Source organism: Streptomyces sp. NPDC031274 (assembly GCF_055570235.1).
On record NZ_JBVIHP010000016.1, the window covers coordinates 94,052 to 109,151 of the forward strand.

Sequence of the window (15,100 nt, forward strand, 5' to 3'; positions counted from 1 at the left end):
TCGCGTCAGTCGGCGAGCATGGTGACCACGCTCGCGAGCACGTCCGGGTCGTGGTCGAAGGCCACGTGGCTGCGCGCCCCCGAGCGCAGGCCCGGGCCGCCGTCACCGGGCGACCACACGGTGCGTGCGGAATCGGCGCGCAGGAAACCGCGCAGGTCGTCCGAGTCGGGCCCCACGGCGGCGGCGTCCAGGTACCAGTGCTGCATCCCCGCGATCGGCATGACGGCGGACTGCTGGGAAGGCCCCCGCTCAAGGACTCCGGAGATGAAGTACAGCAGCGACCTCGGGTACAGGAACGGCACGAGGTGGTCGGCCCGCTCCGCCGGGTCGGTCATGGTGAACATCCGGAACCGGTCGAAGAGTTCGGCCTGGCGGCGGATCACGGGCGCGATCTGCGCCACCGTACAGGCGGGCGCGAGGAGCACCACGTCCCGCAGCCGGAAGTCGGCGGGCACGGGGTCGTCGACCGCGGCGCGCCTGCGCGCGAGGTCGTCGAGCAGGTTGCCGATGAACACGGCGCCCGCGCTGTGGCCGACCACGGTCACCTGGGGTCGGGTGCCGGTGGCGAGCAGCTCGGCGAACCGGTCGAGGAAGTACCGGCCCGCGCGGACCTCGTCGCCCACGACGGCGAAGGTGTCCACGGTCTGCCGCTTCATCGCGTCCCAGATCGCGGCGCCCACACTGGCGAGGTAGAACTCGCGGAGGATCTCCTCGACGACCGTCGGATAGAGTCCGTGGTCGTTGCGCTGCCGGAAGCGGCCGATGACGGCGGCCACGACCCGCACGGTCTTGCGCACCATCAACGCGGTGCTCACCAGGGCACGTTCCCCCGTGCCCGCCCTGGCCACAAGGTCGGCCACGACATCCGGTGACATCAGGGTGACCGCCGCGGCACGCCCCCCGATGACTTCTCGCGCCGCGGCGGCCGGCTCGTTGGCCTGCGCGGTGTCCGGGGACATCACCGATTTCACGATCTCCCGGGTGCGCTCGGCCAGTTCGGTGTCCGCCGAGAGCTCGGCGGCGATCTGCGTCTGCTCGGACTCGCTCAGCGGCGGCACGTCCTGCGGCGCGGTCATCCGCGCATAGGGCTCCTGCCCCGTCCGCACCTGGGCGAGCTCGGCCGCTACCGACCTCGAGGTGGAGGCGGCCACGAGACCTCGCTGTCCCGGATCCTTGAACACGGTGCCGGTGGCGTACCGGGTGACCCTGTTGAGCAGCGTACGGAAGACGCTCTCGTTCAGGATCTGCGGCAGGTTGCCCCGCAGGGTCTCGAGCAGCCCGCTGCTCCACACGAAGAAGACGGGATCGACGCCCGCCGCCTCGTACACGGGCGTGAGCCGCTCGGCGGTGGCGAACCCCAGCGTGTCGTCGATGAGCCCACCGTGGAAGTGCAGCACGACGCGCGGCCGGTCCTTGAGCCCGGCGACGAGCCCGTCGATGTCGGCGGTGGTGGTCGAGGCGAGCCGACCACCCTGCCTGCTGTGGATGCACCGATCACGGAAGGAAGCCATGCCCAGGAAGGTAGGGCGGCCCGGGCGTCCCGACATCGGGGACCAGCTCAGGGATGACCCCTGGCCGGGAAGGCCCTAGGAACCCGAGGGGGCGCCCATCCACTCGGCCTCGTATCCCGCGTACGTCCCGTCGTGCGTGGCCAGATGCGTGAACTGGTCGACGTACTCCTTGAACTCCTCGTCCCCGCGCGGCAGGGCGTACGCCTTCTCGGAGAAGGTGAAGGGCTTGTCGGGGTGCAGCGAGCAGAGTTCGGGGTGGATCTTGGCCTGGTAGCGGGTCTCGCTCGCGTCCGTCATCATCACGTCCGCGCGGCCCTCGACGATCTCCTGGAAGATCGTGGTGTTCTCCGGGTGCAGCTTGATCGTGGCCTGCTTGATGCTCGCGCGCGCGAACTGCTCGTTCGTGCCACCGGGGTTCACGATGACGGTGGTGCCCGCCTTGTCGATGTCCTTGAGCGTGCCCTCGCCGAACTTCTCCTTGTCGGCGCAGCGCACGATCGGCGTCTTGCCGTCCTCGCGGGTCGGCTCGCTGAAGGCGACCTGGCGGGCGCGCGGCAGGGTGATGGAGACGCCGCCGACCGCGATGTCGCAGCGGCCCGCCGCGACGTCCTTGGTCAGGTTCGCCCAGGTCGTGGCCACGTACGAGGGCTTGGCATCGAGGCTTTCGGCCAGGTCGTCGGCCATCTTGATGTCCACGCCGCTGTACGTTCCCTCGGCGGGGTCGAGGTGGGTGAAGGGGCGGTAGTCGCCCGTCGTGCACACCTTCAGGACGCCCGACTTCGGCACGGAGTCAAGGAGGCTGCCGTGGTGGCGGTCCTTGCCGCGCCCGGCGTCGGGCGACGCGGGCGCGGCAGCCGTGAGGGCGAGCAGACAGACCAGGGCGGACAGGGTGGCGGCGCGCTTCACGGGGGCTCCTGAGGACGGGTTCGCGGCTCGAAGGGATCACCTTCGCAGAACCGTTCCGGCCGGTGAAGCCCCTTCTCATCAGGCGAGCGGCACCAGCTGCGTCGCGGTCAGATCGGGGCCCGCACCGGCGTCGTACGCGTCCTCGTCGAACGGGTACAGCGGGCGCTCCACGCGGTGGTGGCCGAGCCGCCGCAGGTCCTGGTCGACGCCGCCGGGGGTGAGGGCGAGGAGCCAGTCGGCGGCCATGTCGTAGAGCTCGGGCTCCAGGTAGCCGATCTTGACGACCACCAGGTCGAAGGTGCGCGGGTCGATGCCGAGGCCGCCGACCGCCGGGCCCATGAAGTCCGCGAGGGTGTGGAAGGGCTTGCGGCGCTCGACCAGGATCACGGTCACACCGCCGGTCCGCACCGCCGCCATGTCGACACCACGGTCGTACGCGCCGCCCTCCGCCCGGTCCTTCTGCTCGGCCGCGCGCTGCAACGCCACGACGGTGCCGGTGAGTTCGCAGGGGCCGCCGTGGTTCGCGTCGACCTTGCCGCCGACGCTCAGGGCGACATCGGCGCCCACTCCGGCCTCGAAGCAGCGAGCGACGGCGACCGGGTCGGTGATGCCGGGGTGGACCGCGGTGACCTGCCCGGAGCGGATCGCGTCGTTCTCCAGGAGCTTGCCGAGCATGTACGCCAGGTCGCCGGCGCCGCCCGCCGTGGGGTTGTCCCCGGAGTCGCTGATCAGGAAGGGCCGCGCGTCCGATGCGACCGCCTTCTCGATGCACTCCCGCGCGCCGCCCGTGGGGCCCACGAAGACGAAGTCGCGGCGCGCGTCCCAGTAGCGGCGCGCCAGCTTCTGCGCCTCGGCGGCGGCCAGTTCGGCATCGTCGCCGGTGACGACGATCGCGGCCTTGCAGCGCGGCTCGTCCGCCCACGCGTAGCCGACCCACATCGCGGCGTCCAGGATGCCGGGCAGCTTCTCGATGTCGGCGAGCGAGGCGTAGAGCGACTTGGCGGGCTCCAGGCGGGTGCTGGTCTTCTCGCCGGGCAGGAGCACCGGCACCTGCACCCAGGCGCGGTGCGGCCGGACGCCGTCGCGCAGGCAGCGTACGAGATTGCGCGCGGCGCGCTCGCGGGTCTCCCAGGCGTCCTCGTGCGGGGCGAGGCGGTGGGCGGTGAGCAGGTCGATGGGCTCGGCGAACCGGCGCGAGACGTTGCCGTGCAGGTCCATGGCGGTCGACATCATCGGTCGGCCGCCGTCGGGTGTGCCGACGGCGTCGAGGGCGGCCCGGACCGCTTCGGTCAGGTCGGCTTCGGCGTCGGTCAGGCCGATGACGCTCATCGCGCCGTGGATGTCGTAGACGAGGCCGTCCAGGGGGCCCGCCTCCCGTATGCGCGTGACCAGTTCGTCCTTGAGGACCAGATACGACTCCGCCTCCACCGGGCCGCCGGGCAGCGAGGTCGCGTGCAGGAGCGGCACCCACTCGACCGTGTACGCGAGGTCCGATTCCGGGCGGGTCCAGGTGTAGCGGTCCAGGAGGTCCTGGCCCCGGGTCTGGCGGAAGTCGTCCGTGGTGGAGCGGTGCGGGCAGAAGGTGGAGGACTCGATGCCGATGCCGCCGATGCCGATGCGGAGGCGACGCTGGTTCGTGGTCATGCGGGGGCGCTCTCTTCCTGGGGAGCCGGTGTGGTCGGGAGGTTCTGGCGCAGGGCGGTGAGCCCGGCGCCGAGGAGGCCCGCGTCGCGGCCTGTCACGGTGGTGGTGATCTCCAGGTCCGCGGTGGCCAGGGGCAGGCAGCGCTCGTAGAGGACGCCGCGCACGGCGGCGACGAGTGGTTCGGCGGTGGCGAGGACGCCGCCGAGGGCGACGGCCTGGGGGTTGAAGAAGTTCACGACGACGGACAGGACCGTGCCGATGTGCCGCCCCGCGGTGCGGACCAGGGTGGTGGCCTGCGGGTCGCCGTCGGAGACGAGCCGCAGGAGTGCGGTGGTGTCCGCCACCTCCATGCCCTGCGCGGCGAGTTCACGGATGAGGGCGGCGCCGCTGGCCACGGTCTCCAGGCAGCCGATGTTGCCGCAGCTGCACGGGCGGTCGCCCGCCGCCTCGATGCGTACGTGACTGATGTCGCCCGCGGAGCCGTTGGCGCCGTCGTGCGGTCGGCCCGCCACGATGACGCCGCTGCCGATGCCTCGGCCCGCCTTGACGACGACCATGTGGTCGAGTCCGGGGCGCGCGGTGCGGTGCTCGCCGACGGCCATCATCGTGGCGTCGTTGTCGACGGTGACGGGGATGCCGAGGCGCTCCGCGAGGACGTCCCGCAGCGGGTAGCGGTGCCAGCCGGGCATGCGGGACGGGCTCAGGACGCGGCCCTGGGCGGGCTGCACGGGGCCGGGGAAGGCGACGCCGAGGGCGCGGACGGTGCGGCCCGCCTCGCGCTGGCGGGCGCCGAGTTCGGCGACCTGGCCGCAGAGCCAGTCGACGGCGGACTCGGGCCCCGCGGTGATGTCGTGCGGCAGGTCGACGGCGTCCAGGACCGTGCCGCCGAGGTCGACGACGCCGATGCGGGCGTGGTGGCTGCCGAGGTCGGCGGCGAGGGCGACGCCCCCCTGCGCGCGGACCCGGAGCAGCCGGGGGCGGCGGCCACCGCGGGATGCTCCCTCGCCGGATTCGGTGAGTACGCCGGCGGTGACGAGTTCCTGCACGCGCAGGGAGACGGTGGAGGGGGCGAGCCCCAGTTCCCGTACGAGATCGGCACGGGAGGAGGCGGCGCCCGAGGAGACCAGCTGCAGTATGTGCTGCGCCGATCCCGGTTCGCCGTGCGGTGTTCCTGCCATGCCGCCCCCAGTTGCTTCGATCAGTTCGTTCGACATCAGGAGGAACACTAAGTCTCATCAAAGGAAGTTGGCCAGACCCTCCCGATTTTAAGACTTCTTGCCGAACGAAGCTCTTGACTTGATTTTGTCGCCAGCTCTAGCGTTCAGGCGCCGCCCGTCGATCTCCGGCACGGTCCGGCTCTCGCATCCTTGGAGGCCCTTCGCCATGCGCTCAAGGCGATCACGTCCCCGCGCGCGGCGCCGCGCTCTCATAGCCGCGGCGGCATCCGTCGCCGCGCTCGCCCTCACGGCAGTCACCGGCTGCACGCAGGAGGGCGGCCGCGTCGACATGGGACCCACCGGCGGCACTCCGGTCGAGGGCGGCACCGCCACGATGGCGCTGCCGCCCGCCGCGACACCGAACTGGATCTTCCCGATCGGCGCCCCCGGCTACGGCGCCTCGTACAACTACGGGATCCAGTCGCTGCTCTTCATGCCGGTGTACGACGCCGTGCAGGAGAAGGGCGAGCTGACCACGCACGGCCCGAGCACGCTCGGCCGGGAGCCGAGGTTCAGCGACGGCAACAAGACCGTGACGGTGCCGCTGCGCGAGGGCGTGAAGTGGTCCGACGGAAAGCCGGTCACCGCACGCGACATCGAGTTCTGGTTCAACCTCGTCAAGGCCAACAAGGCGAGCTGGGGCAACTACTCGGTCGGCACGATGCCCGACAACGTCAAGCGCTTCGAGACCGTCGACGACCACACCGTGCGCCTGCACCTGAGCCGCGCGTACAACCCCGACTGGTTCACCGCCAACCAGCTCACCCTGATGCGGGCCCTTCCCCAGCACGCCTGGGACGCCAGGACCGAGGGTGGCGAGGTCGGCGACTGGGACCGTACGAAGGAAGGCGCCAAGACCGTCTTCGCCCGGCTCACCCGGCATGCCAAGAGCCTGGGCTCGTACGGCTCCGATCCGCTCTGGAAGACGGTCAACGGCCCGTGGAAGCTGGCGGGCTGGCGTGACAGCGGCCAGGTGACCATCGTGCCCAACGAGAAGTACACCGGCCCGAAGTCGCAGCGCCCGCACCTGGACAAGGTCGTCTTCAAGCCCTTCACCACGGCTGACTCCGAGTACAACGTGCTGCGTTCGGGAGGCGTCGACTACGGCTACATCCCGCCGTCGGTGATGGCGCAGAAGGAGAAGTTCCAGGAGAAGGGCTACCGCGTCGATCCGTGGGAGGGCTGGGCGGCGACGTACATCGTCTACAACTTCAACTCCACGCACGCGGGCCCGATGATGGACCAGCTCTACATCCGCCAGGCGATGCAGCACCTCGTCGACCAGAAGGCGATGAGCGACGTCATCTGGCAGGGCAGCGCGACATCGACGCTCGGCCCGGTGCCGGTGACGCCGAAGAGCCAGTACCTGTCCGACGCGATGGAGAAGAACCGGTACCCCTTCGACGTGAAGAAGGCTCAGCGCCTCCTGACCGCGCACGGCTGGAAGACGGTGGACGGCACGGCACGCTGCGTGCGCCCGGGGACGGGCGCCGACGCGTGCGGCAAGGGGATCGCGAAGAACACCCCGCTCGAACTCACCCTGCTCTCCCAGTCAGGATCCACCGAGACGACGAACATGATGCAGGAGCTCAAGTCCTCGCTCTCCAAGGCCGGGATCGACCTCACCGTGCGCCAGCAGCCGCTGAACTCGGTGCTCGGCAACTCCGTTCCGTGCAAGGCGAAGGACCCCGGCTGCGACTGGGACATGTCGTTCTTCGGGACGGCGGGCAGCTGGTACTACCCGCTCAACCCCAGCGGTGAGCAGCTCTTCTCCACCGGCGCCTCCGCCAACTTCGGCAATTACAGCGACAAGAAGGCCGACCGGATCATTCGCGCCGTGCAGTACTCGCCCGACATGAAGGCGATGCACGCCTACGGCGAGTACCTCGCCGAGCAGCTGCCGGTGATGTGGATGCCCAACCCGGCCTACCAGGTCTCGGTGATCCGCAACGACTTGCGGGGCGTCGGCCAGAACCCGACCGTCACCTTCGCACCGCAGGACTGGTACTACGTCAAGAAGAAGGGAGCCGACAAGTGACCGGCTTTCTGGTCAAGCGCTTCCTTCAGGCGCTCGTCGTGCTGTTCCTGGTCTCGATCATCGTCTTCACGCTGCTCCACCTGCTGCCCGGCGGCCCCGCGCGCGCCATCCTCGGCCCCAAGGGCACACCTCAGCAGATCGAGCACTTCAACCACGAGCAGGGATACGACCGTTCACTGCCCGCGCAGTACGTGATGTATCTGAAGCGGCTCCTCACCGGCGACCTCGGCGAGTCCTTCAAGCTCAACTCGCCGGTCTTCGATCTGCTCAAGCAGCGGCTGCCGAAGACGCTGCTCCTGACGGTGCTCTCCACCGCGCTCGCGGTCGTCATCGCCGTACCGCTCGGCCTGCTGCAGGCCGTGCGGCGCGGCAAGGCATCGGACTACGCGCTGACGGGCCTCGCCTTCCTGCTCTACGCGACGCCGGTGTTCTTCCTAGGCCTCATCATGATCATCCTGTTCGCGCAGGTGATGCCGATCCTCCCGGCGGAGGCACCGCAGGGTGAGAGCGTCCGTGAACTCCTCGGCGACTTCACGGGGTTGGTGCTTCCGGTGGTCACCATGGCCTTCGGTATCGTGGCGATGTTCAGCCGCTACATGCGCTCGGCGGTCCTTGACAACCTCACCGAGGAATACGTCCGAACGGCGATGGCCAAGGGCCAGTCGAGCCGCCGGATCATGGTCCGGCACGTCCTGCGCAACGCGCTGATCCCCTTGGCGACCTTGCTCGGCCTGTATCTGCCGACGCTCTTCAGCGGCGCGCTCGTCGTCGAGTCGATGTTCAACTACCCCGGTATGGGGCTGCTGTTCTGGAACGCGGCGCAGGGCTCCGACTTCCCGGTCCTTCTCGGCGTGACGCTCGTCGTCGGCGTCGCCACCGTCATCGGCTCGCTGCTGACCGACATCCTGTACGCCGTCCTCGACCCCCGGATCCGGAGCGTGGCATGAGTACCGCGACCGCAGACGTCACCCCTGAGGCCGCTCCGGGGAACGAGGCGGCCGCGCAGGCCACGCCCTCGCTCGCCCGGCGCACGCTCCAGGTCTTCACCGGCAACAAGCTCGCCCTGACGGGCGTGGTGGTCCTGGTCCTGCTCCTCGCCTTCAGCTATCTCGGGCCGCTGCTCCACTCGACCGAACAGGAGCACACCGACCTGTCGCAGGCCAACCTGGCCCCTGGCAGCTCCGGCCACCTGCTCGGCACCACCGACCTCGGCTACGACATGGTCGGCCGGCTGATGGTCGCCGGGCAGACGTCGCTGGAGATCGGCCTGGCCGCGGGGCTCCTCGCCACGCTCTTCGGGACCGTGTACGGCGCGGTGGCGGGGTACTTCGGCGGCTGGGTGGACGCGGCCATGATGCGGATCACGGACGCGGCGCTCGCGATCCCGGCGATGTTCCTGCTCGTCGTGGTCGCCGCGATCATCACGCCGAGCAAGGGCGTCCTCATCGTCATCATCGCGTCGGTCGCCTGGCTCTCCCCCGCCCGCCTGGTGCGCGGCGAGGCACTCTCGCTGCGCGACCGCGAGTACGTACAGGCGATGCGGATGATGGGCGGCGGTGGCGCACGGGCCGTGTTCAAGCACATCGTGCCGAACGCGATCGGCACGGTCATCGTCAACTGCACCTTCCAGATCGCCGACGCCATCCTCTACGTCAGCTATCTGGCCTTCCTTGGCCTGAGCATCCCGCCCCCGTCGGCCGACTGGGGTTCGATGCTCTCGGCCGGCATCACCTACACCCAGAACGGCTACTGGTGGCTGATCTTCCCGCCGGGCATCGCGATCGTCCTTGTCGTCGCCGCGTTCAACTTCATCGGTGACGGGCTGCGGGACGCGTTCGAAGTACGGCTGCGGAAGTAAGGGAGAACCGACGAGATGACCGAGCCACTGCCCAAGACCACTGAGCCACTGCTCAAGATCGAAGACCTGCGCGTCGACATCGCCTCGCGCGAGCGCACCGTCCACGCCCTCGACGGCGTCTGTCTCGAACTCGCCCCGGGTGAGGCCCTGGGCATCGTGGGCGAGTCGGGCTGCGGCAAGACGATGACCGCGCTCAGCATCCTCGGCCTGCTTCCGCCGGGCGGTGACATCACCGGCGGACGCGTCCTGTTCGACGGCCGCGATCTGGCCGCGGCGCCCGCGCCGGTCCTTCAGGACGTACGGGGCAACACCATCGGCATGGTCTTCCAGGACCCGCTGACCTCCCTGAACCCGACGATGACGATCGGGGCGCAGGTCGCCGAACCGCTCGTCCTGCACCGCCCCGAGCTGAGCAGGAAAGAGGCGTGGGCGCGGGCCGAGGAAATGCTGCGCCTGGTCGGCATGCCGCAGCCCGCGGAGCGCATGAAGGCCTACCCGCACCAGCTGTCGGGCGGCATGCGCCAGCGCGTGGCGATCGCCATGGCCCTGGTCTGCGAACCGAAGCTGCTCATCGCCGACGAGCCGACCACCGCCCTCGACGTGACGACGCAGCACCAGATCCTGGAGCTGATCGACGGCCTGCGCGAGCGCCTGGGCATGGCGATGATCCTGGTCACGCACGACCTGGGCGTCATCGCCAACCGGGTCGACCGGGTCGCGGTGATGTACGCGGGCAGAGTCGCCGAACAGTCGGACGTACGCGGCCTGTTCGCGAGGCCCCGGCACCGCTACACCGAGGCGCTGTTCGCCTCACTTCCCGAGCGGGCCGTGGACAGCGGCTCCGCGCTCCACACCATCCCGGGCCTTCCGCCGAACCTGGCGGTGCGCCCGACGGGGTGCCGGTTCGCACCGCGCTGCACCTTCGCGACGGACGAGTGCCGTGCGCGGGAGCCGCAGCTCGCGGACGACGAACTGAGGGGCAGTGAGCACCGGTTCGCCTGTTTCCATCCGGTTCCGGACAACGCCACGGAGGCGGAGGTCGTGACTCCGGCGACCGTGCCCGCGCCGCGCGCACCCGGCGACGTACTCGTCGAACTCGACACCCTGGTGAAGGACTTCCCCCTCAAGGGCGGGGCCTTCTCGCGCAGCCGGGGCACGGTGAGCGCGGTCGGCGGCGTCTCCCTGGAGATCCGCAAGGGCGAGACGTTCGGCATGGTCGGCGAGTCCGGGTGCGGCAAGACGACGCTGGGCCGGATCGTCGCGGGCCTGGAGGAGCCGACGGCCGGTCATGTGCGCTTCGACGGGCACGACCCGGCACGGATGTCGCGGGCCGAACGGCGGGCGCACCGGCGGCGCGTGCAGCTGATGTTCCAGGACTCCACGGCCGCCATGGACCCCCGGATGCGGGTCGGCGAGATCCTGCGTGAGCCGCTGGTCATCCAGGGCGTGGGCAGCCGCGCCGACCAGGAGAAGCTGATCGCCGAACTCCTGGACGCGGTCGGCCTGCCGCGCGGGGCCGTGCACCGCTATCCGCACGAGTTCTCCGGTGGCCAGCGCCAACGCCTGGGCCTGGCGAGGGCATTGGCGCTCTCCCCCGATCTGGTGGTCGCGGACGAGCCGGTCTCCGCGCTCGACGTCTCCGTCCAGGCGCAGATCCTCAACCTGATGCGGGAGCTCCAGCGGGAGCGCGGTCTGACGTATCTGTTCATCTCGCACGACCTGGCCGTGGTGCGTCATCTCGCGGACACGGTCGGCGTGATGTACCTGGGCAAGCTGGTCGAGTCGGGCCCCGCCGAGCAGGTGTACGCGCATCCGCTGCACCCCTACACGCGGGGGCTCCTCGACACGGTCAACCTGCCGGACCCGGAGGCCGCGGTCGGATTGGACCGCACTCCCCTGGAGGGCGAGACCCCGTCGGCCGCGAAGCCCCCGTCGGGCTGCCGCTTCCGCACGCGGTGCCCCATGGCCCAGGAGGTGTGCGCCACCACGGAGCCGCCGGTGTCCACACCGAACGGCGCGGGACACCAGGTCGCGTGCCACTTCCCCCTGTCCGCGCCTCGGCTGGCGTCGGCCGTGTGAAAGTCGACAGTGTGAAACTCACGGATGCCATGACCCACCGCCCGCTCGTGCTCGACGGCGGCCTCTCCAACCAGCTGGAGGCCGCCGGGCACGACCTGAGCGACGCCCTGTGGTCGGCGAGGCTGCTCGCCGACGAACCGGGCGCCATCACGACGGCGCACCGCGCGTACTACGAAGCGGGCGCGGACATCGCCATCACGGCGAGCTATCAGGCGACGTTCGAGGGCCTCGCCCAGCACGGCATCGACGCGCTGAGCACCGCCGAACTGCTGCGCCTGAGCGTCGAGCTGGCGCGCGAGGCGGGAGCGGACGCGGGCCGCGACGTATGGGTGGCCGCGTCCGCGGGCCCGTACGGGGCGATGCTCGCGGACGGCTCCGAGTACCGGGGACGGTACGGCCTGACGGTGGCCGAGCTCGAACGCTTCCACCGCCCGCGCCTGGAGGTACTCGCCGACGCGGAACCGGACGTCTTCGCCCTGGAGACGGTCCCGGACACGGACGAGGCGCGGGCCCTGCTGCGGGCGGTGCGGGGCCTCGGGGTCCCCGCCTGGCTCTCGTACACCGTCTCCGGCGGCTATACGCGGGCGGGCCAGCCCCTGGCGGAGGCCTTCGCCCTGGCGGCCGACGCCGAGGAGGTCATCGCGGTCGGCGTCAACTGCTGCGACCCCAAGGACGCGGACGCGGCGGTGCGTCTCGCCGCGCGGATCACGGGGAAGCCGGTGGTGGTCTACCCCAACAGCGGCGAGACGTGGGACGCGGCCGCCAGGGGGTGGCGGGGTCCGGCCCACTTCAGCGCGGGCCGGGTCGTGGGGTGGCGTGACGCGGGGGCACGGCTGATCGGCGGGTGCTGCCGGGTGGGGCCGGAAACGATCACACGGGTGGCCGCGGAGCTGTCCGGGAGCGACCGGCCCGAGTGAGGCCATGAGGACCCGCACCATCTCCGCCACACCCGTTCCGACCTGCGGATACGTCCTGCCCAGGGGTGACTGTCAGTGCCGAGGTGCAGACTGAGCCATACCTGAGACAACGACGTCCCGAAGGTGGCCACGATGGCTGAGATCATTCTGACCGTAGGCACGCGCAAGGGCCTGTTCATCGGCCGCAGGCGCGGCGACGCGAGCACCTGGCGGTTCGACGAAAGTCCGTATTTCAACGCCCAGGCCATCTACTCCGTGGCCATCGACACCCGCGGCAGTACGCCCCGGCTCCTGGTGGGCGGTGACAGCTCGCACTACGGCCCGTCCGTCTTCCACTCCGACGACCTCGGCAGGACCTGGACGGAACCCGCCAAGGCGGCCGTCAAGTTCCCCAAGGACACCGGCGCGTCCCTGGAGCGGGTCTGGCAGCTGCATCCATCGGCCGCCGAGCCCGATGTCGTCTACGCGGGCACGGAGCCCGCCGCGCTCTACCGCTCACAGGACCGCGGCGAGACCTTCGACCTCGTGCGCCCCCTCTGGGAGCACCCCACACGCGACAAGTGGGTGCCGGGCGGCGGCGGCGAGGGACTGCACACCGTCCTGACCGACCCGCGCGACCCGGACGCGGTGACCGTCGCCGTCTCCACCGCCGGAGTCTTCCGCACCCTGGACGGCGGCAAGAACTGGGCCCCGTCGAACAGCGGCGTCTCGGCGGTCTTCCTTCCGGACCCGGACCCGGAGTTCGGCCAGTGCGTCCACAAGGTCGCCAGGGACGCCGTCGACCCGGACCGGCTGTATCTGCAGAACCACTGGGGCGTGTTCCGCAGCGACGACGCGGGCGCGCACTGGACGGACATCGGCGAGGGACTCCCCTCCGACTTCGGCTTCTCCGTCGTCGCCCACCCGCACCGCGCGGACACGGCCTACGTCTTCCCGATCAACGCCGACATGGACCGCGTCCCCGCCGACCACCGATGTCGCGTCTACCGCACGAGCGACGCGGGCAAGAGCTGGGAGCCGCTCAGCGCGGGCCTGCCGACCGGCGACCACTACGGCACGGTGCTGCGCGACGCGATGTGCAGCGACGACCAGGACCCGGCGGGCATCTACTTCGGCAATCGCAACGGCGAGGTGTACGCGTCGGCGGACGACGGGGACAGCTGGCGGGAGTTGGCGTCGCACCTGCCCGACGTACTGTGCGTCAGGGCGGCGGCCGTCGGTTGATCGGCGCCCCCGTTACGGCAGTAGGGTGACGCCGTGGCATCACGACCCTTGCATGAAATCGTCGAAGCGGGCTGGGCGAAGGCCCTCGAACCCGTCGCCGGGAAGATCACCGAGATGGGCGACTTCCTGCGCGCGGAGATCGCCGCGGGACGCACCTACCTCCCGTCCGGACCGAACGTCCTGCGGGCGTTCCAGCAGCCGTTCGACGAGGTGCGGGTGCTGATCGTCGGTCAGGATCCCTATCCGACCCCCGGGCACGCGGTGGGGCTGTCGTTCTCGGTCGCGCCCGAGGTGCGCCCGCTGCCCGGCAGCCTCATCAACATCTACCGCGAGATGGGCTCCGACCTGGGCTTCCCGCAGCCGTCGAACGGCGACCTCACGCCGTGGACCCAGCAGGGCGTCCTGCTGCTCAACAAAGCGCTCACCACGGCTCCGGGGCGTCCCGCCGCGCACCGGGGCAAGGGCTGGGAGGAGGTCACCGAGCAGGCCATCAAGGCGCTCGCCGCACGCGGGCGGCCCCTCGTGTCCATCCTGTGGGGGCGCGACGCCCGCAACCTGCGTCCGCTGCTCGGCCCGCTGCCGTCGGTCGAGTCGTCGCACCCCTCGCCCATGTCGGCGGACCGCGGCTTCTTCGGCTCGCGCCCGTTCAGTCGGGCCAACGACCTCCTTGTCCAGCAGGGCGGTCAGCCGGTGGACTGGCGGCTTCCGTGACGGACACCGCGTGTGTCCTCGGGGTCGACTCCGGCGGCTCCGGGATGCGGGTCGCCCTGGACCGTCTTGACGGCCTCGCCCGCCCCGCCCCGGTGAGCTCGAAGGAGCCGGTGCGGACCGGCGCGTTCGGCATCGACGCCGAGCACTTCATGGAGCAACTGGTTCCGCTGGCAAGGGAGTTGCTCGAACAGGCGGGCGGCGGCCGGGTCACCGCCGTCGCCGTCGGGGCCTCGGGCATGGCGACCCTCGGCGACGACCTGCGCACGGAGCTGCCGTCCGCACTCCAACAGGCGCTGGGGGTAAGGCGCTTGGTGCTCGCCGCGGACGCCGTCACCGCGTACGCGGGCGCGCTCGGCGACCGCCCCGGCGCGGTCGTCGCCGCCGGTACGGGCATGATCGCGATCGGCACGGATCTCACCGCCTGGCACCGCGCCGACGGCTGGGGGCATCTGCTCGGCGACTGCGGCGGCGGCTCCTGGATCGGCCGCGCGGGCCTGGAGGCGGCGATGCGGGCTTTCGACGGCCGGCGCCACGGTTCGAAGGCACTGCTCGCGAGGGCCGAGGACCTCTTCGGCCCCGTGCCGGGACTGCCGGGCCTGCTCTATCCCCGTACGGACCGGCCCGCGATGCTCGCCTCGTTCGCACCCGAAGTGGCGCGCTGCGCCCCTGACGACCCCGTGGCCGGTGCGATCCTGCGGGACGCCGCCCGGCACATCGCCGATGCCGCGGCCGCCGTCTGCCCGGCGTCCGACGCGGTGAGCCCGGGCGAGCGGCCCGAGATCGCCCTGACCGGAGGTCTGTTCAAGATGGGCGACGCGCTGCTCCACCCGGTGCGGGCGGAGCTGGAGGACCGCCTGCGGCACGTACGGCTGGTCCCGGCCGCGGGTGACCCACTGGACGGCGCCGTGCGCATAGCCGCCGATGTCGCCATGAACCGGCTGCGCCTGCCGCTCGACCCGCGCATGCTCACGGTGCACACCGATGAGGACAATTGA

General features: G+C 70.9%; 12 protein-coding genes. 8 read left to right on the top strand and 4 right to left on the bottom strand.

Annotation, left to right across the window (positions count from 1 at the left end; all coding sequences use genetic code 11):
* Positions 1–5 precede the first annotated feature (5 nt).
* The 4 genes from ACZ5CR_RS24835 to ACZ5CR_RS24850 form a co-directional block, all read right to left on the bottom strand.
* Positions 6–1,511 (bottom strand): hypothetical protein, encoded by a 1,506-nt coding sequence (locus tag ACZ5CR_RS24835; RefSeq protein WP_468860974.1) that lies wholly within the window; start codon positions 1,509–1,511, stop codon positions 6–8.
* A 75-nt stretch (positions 1,512–1,586) separates the two neighbouring features.
* On the bottom strand, positions 1,587–2,417 hold the full coding sequence (locus ACZ5CR_RS24840; protein WP_468860977.1) for a transporter substrate-binding domain-containing protein: 831 nt from the start codon (positions 2,415–2,417) through the stop codon (positions 1,587–1,589).
* A 78-nt stretch (positions 2,418–2,495) separates the two neighbouring features.
* Positions 2,496–4,061, bottom strand: a complete 1,566-nt coding sequence (locus ACZ5CR_RS24845; RefSeq protein ID WP_468860979.1) for a M81 family metallopeptidase — start codon at positions 4,059–4,061, stop codon at positions 2,496–2,498.
* Complete coding sequence (locus ACZ5CR_RS24850) at positions 4,058–5,275, bottom strand: ROK family protein (RefSeq protein ID WP_468860981.1); 1,218 nt, start codon at positions 5,273–5,275, stop codon at positions 4,058–4,060. The genes ACZ5CR_RS24845 and ACZ5CR_RS24850 overlap by 4 nt, the downstream gene beginning before the upstream one ends.
* 169 nt (positions 5,276–5,444) lie before the next feature.
* Here ACZ5CR_RS24850 and ACZ5CR_RS24855 point away from each other — a divergent pair, with 169 nt between their 5' ends.
* The 8 genes from ACZ5CR_RS24855 (at position 5,445) to ACZ5CR_RS24890 (ending at position 15,100) form a co-directional block, all read left to right on the top strand.
* On the top strand, positions 5,445–7,316 hold the full coding sequence (locus ACZ5CR_RS24855; RefSeq protein WP_468860983.1) for a peptide ABC transporter substrate-binding protein: 1,872 nt from the start codon (positions 5,445–5,447) through the stop codon (positions 7,314–7,316).
* A complete protein-coding gene (locus tag ACZ5CR_RS24860) occupies positions 7,313–8,263 on the top strand; it encodes an ABC transporter permease (protein ID WP_468860985.1) in 951 nt (316 codons plus the stop codon). The genes ACZ5CR_RS24855 and ACZ5CR_RS24860 overlap by 4 nt, the downstream gene beginning before the upstream one ends.
* Positions 8,260–9,174, top strand: coding sequence for an ABC transporter permease (locus ACZ5CR_RS24865; protein WP_453541348.1), 915 nt, complete (start codon positions 8,260–8,262; stop codon positions 9,172–9,174). The genes ACZ5CR_RS24860 and ACZ5CR_RS24865 overlap by 4 nt, the downstream gene beginning before the upstream one ends.
* A 15-nt stretch (positions 9,175–9,189) precedes the next feature.
* Complete coding sequence (locus ACZ5CR_RS24870) at positions 9,190–11,253, top strand: ABC transporter ATP-binding protein (protein WP_468860987.1); 2,064 nt, start codon at positions 9,190–9,192, stop codon at positions 11,251–11,253.
* Positions 11,254–11,282: 29 nt separating this feature from the next.
* Positions 11,283–12,170: a homocysteine S-methyltransferase gene (gene mmuM / locus ACZ5CR_RS24875; RefSeq protein ID WP_468861268.1), complete on the top strand. Its 888-nt coding sequence runs from the start codon at positions 11,283–11,285 to the stop codon at positions 12,168–12,170.
* 132 nt (positions 12,171–12,302) lie between these two features.
* Positions 12,303–13,394 carry a WD40/YVTN/BNR-like repeat-containing protein gene (locus ACZ5CR_RS24880; protein ID WP_468860989.1) on the top strand — a complete coding sequence of 364 codons (1,092 nt, stop codon included), beginning with the start codon at positions 12,303–12,305 and terminating at the stop codon, positions 13,392–13,394.
* Between the two features lie 33 nt (positions 13,395–13,427).
* On the top strand, positions 13,428–14,105 hold the full coding sequence (locus tag ACZ5CR_RS24885; RefSeq protein WP_468860991.1) for a uracil-DNA glycosylase: 678 nt from the start codon (positions 13,428–13,430) through the stop codon (positions 14,103–14,105).
* Positions 14,102–15,100 (top strand): N-acetylglucosamine kinase, encoded by a 999-nt coding sequence (locus ACZ5CR_RS24890; RefSeq protein ID WP_468860993.1) that lies wholly within the window; start codon positions 14,102–14,104, stop codon positions 15,098–15,100. The genes ACZ5CR_RS24885 and ACZ5CR_RS24890 overlap by 4 nt, the downstream gene beginning before the upstream one ends.

Coding starts and splice junctions, on each gene's coding strand:
- ACZ5CR_RS24835 (WP_468860974.1), bottom strand. CDS start 1,511: ATGGCTTCCTTCCGTGATCGGTGCATCCACAGCAGGCAGGGTGGTCGG.
- ACZ5CR_RS24845 (WP_468860979.1), bottom strand. CDS start 4,061: ATGACCACGAACCAGCGTCGCCTCCGCATCGGCATCGGCGGCATCGGC.
- ACZ5CR_RS24850 (WP_468860981.1), bottom strand. CDS start 5,275: ATGTCGAACGAACTGATCGAAGCAACTGGGGGCGGCATGGCAGGAACA.
- ACZ5CR_RS24855 (WP_468860983.1), top strand. CDS start 5,445: ATGCGCTCAAGGCGATCACGTCCCCGCGCGCGGCGCCGCGCTCTCATA.
- ACZ5CR_RS24865 (WP_453541348.1), top strand. CDS start 8,260: ATGAGTACCGCGACCGCAGACGTCACCCCTGAGGCCGCTCCGGGGAAC.
- ACZ5CR_RS24870 (WP_468860987.1), top strand. CDS start 9,190: ATGACCGAGCCACTGCCCAAGACCACTGAGCCACTGCTCAAGATCGAA.
- mmuM (WP_468861268.1), top strand. CDS start 11,283: ATGACCCACCGCCCGCTCGTGCTCGACGGCGGCCTCTCCAACCAGCTG.
- ACZ5CR_RS24880 (WP_468860989.1), top strand. CDS start 12,303: ATGGCTGAGATCATTCTGACCGTAGGCACGCGCAAGGGCCTGTTCATC.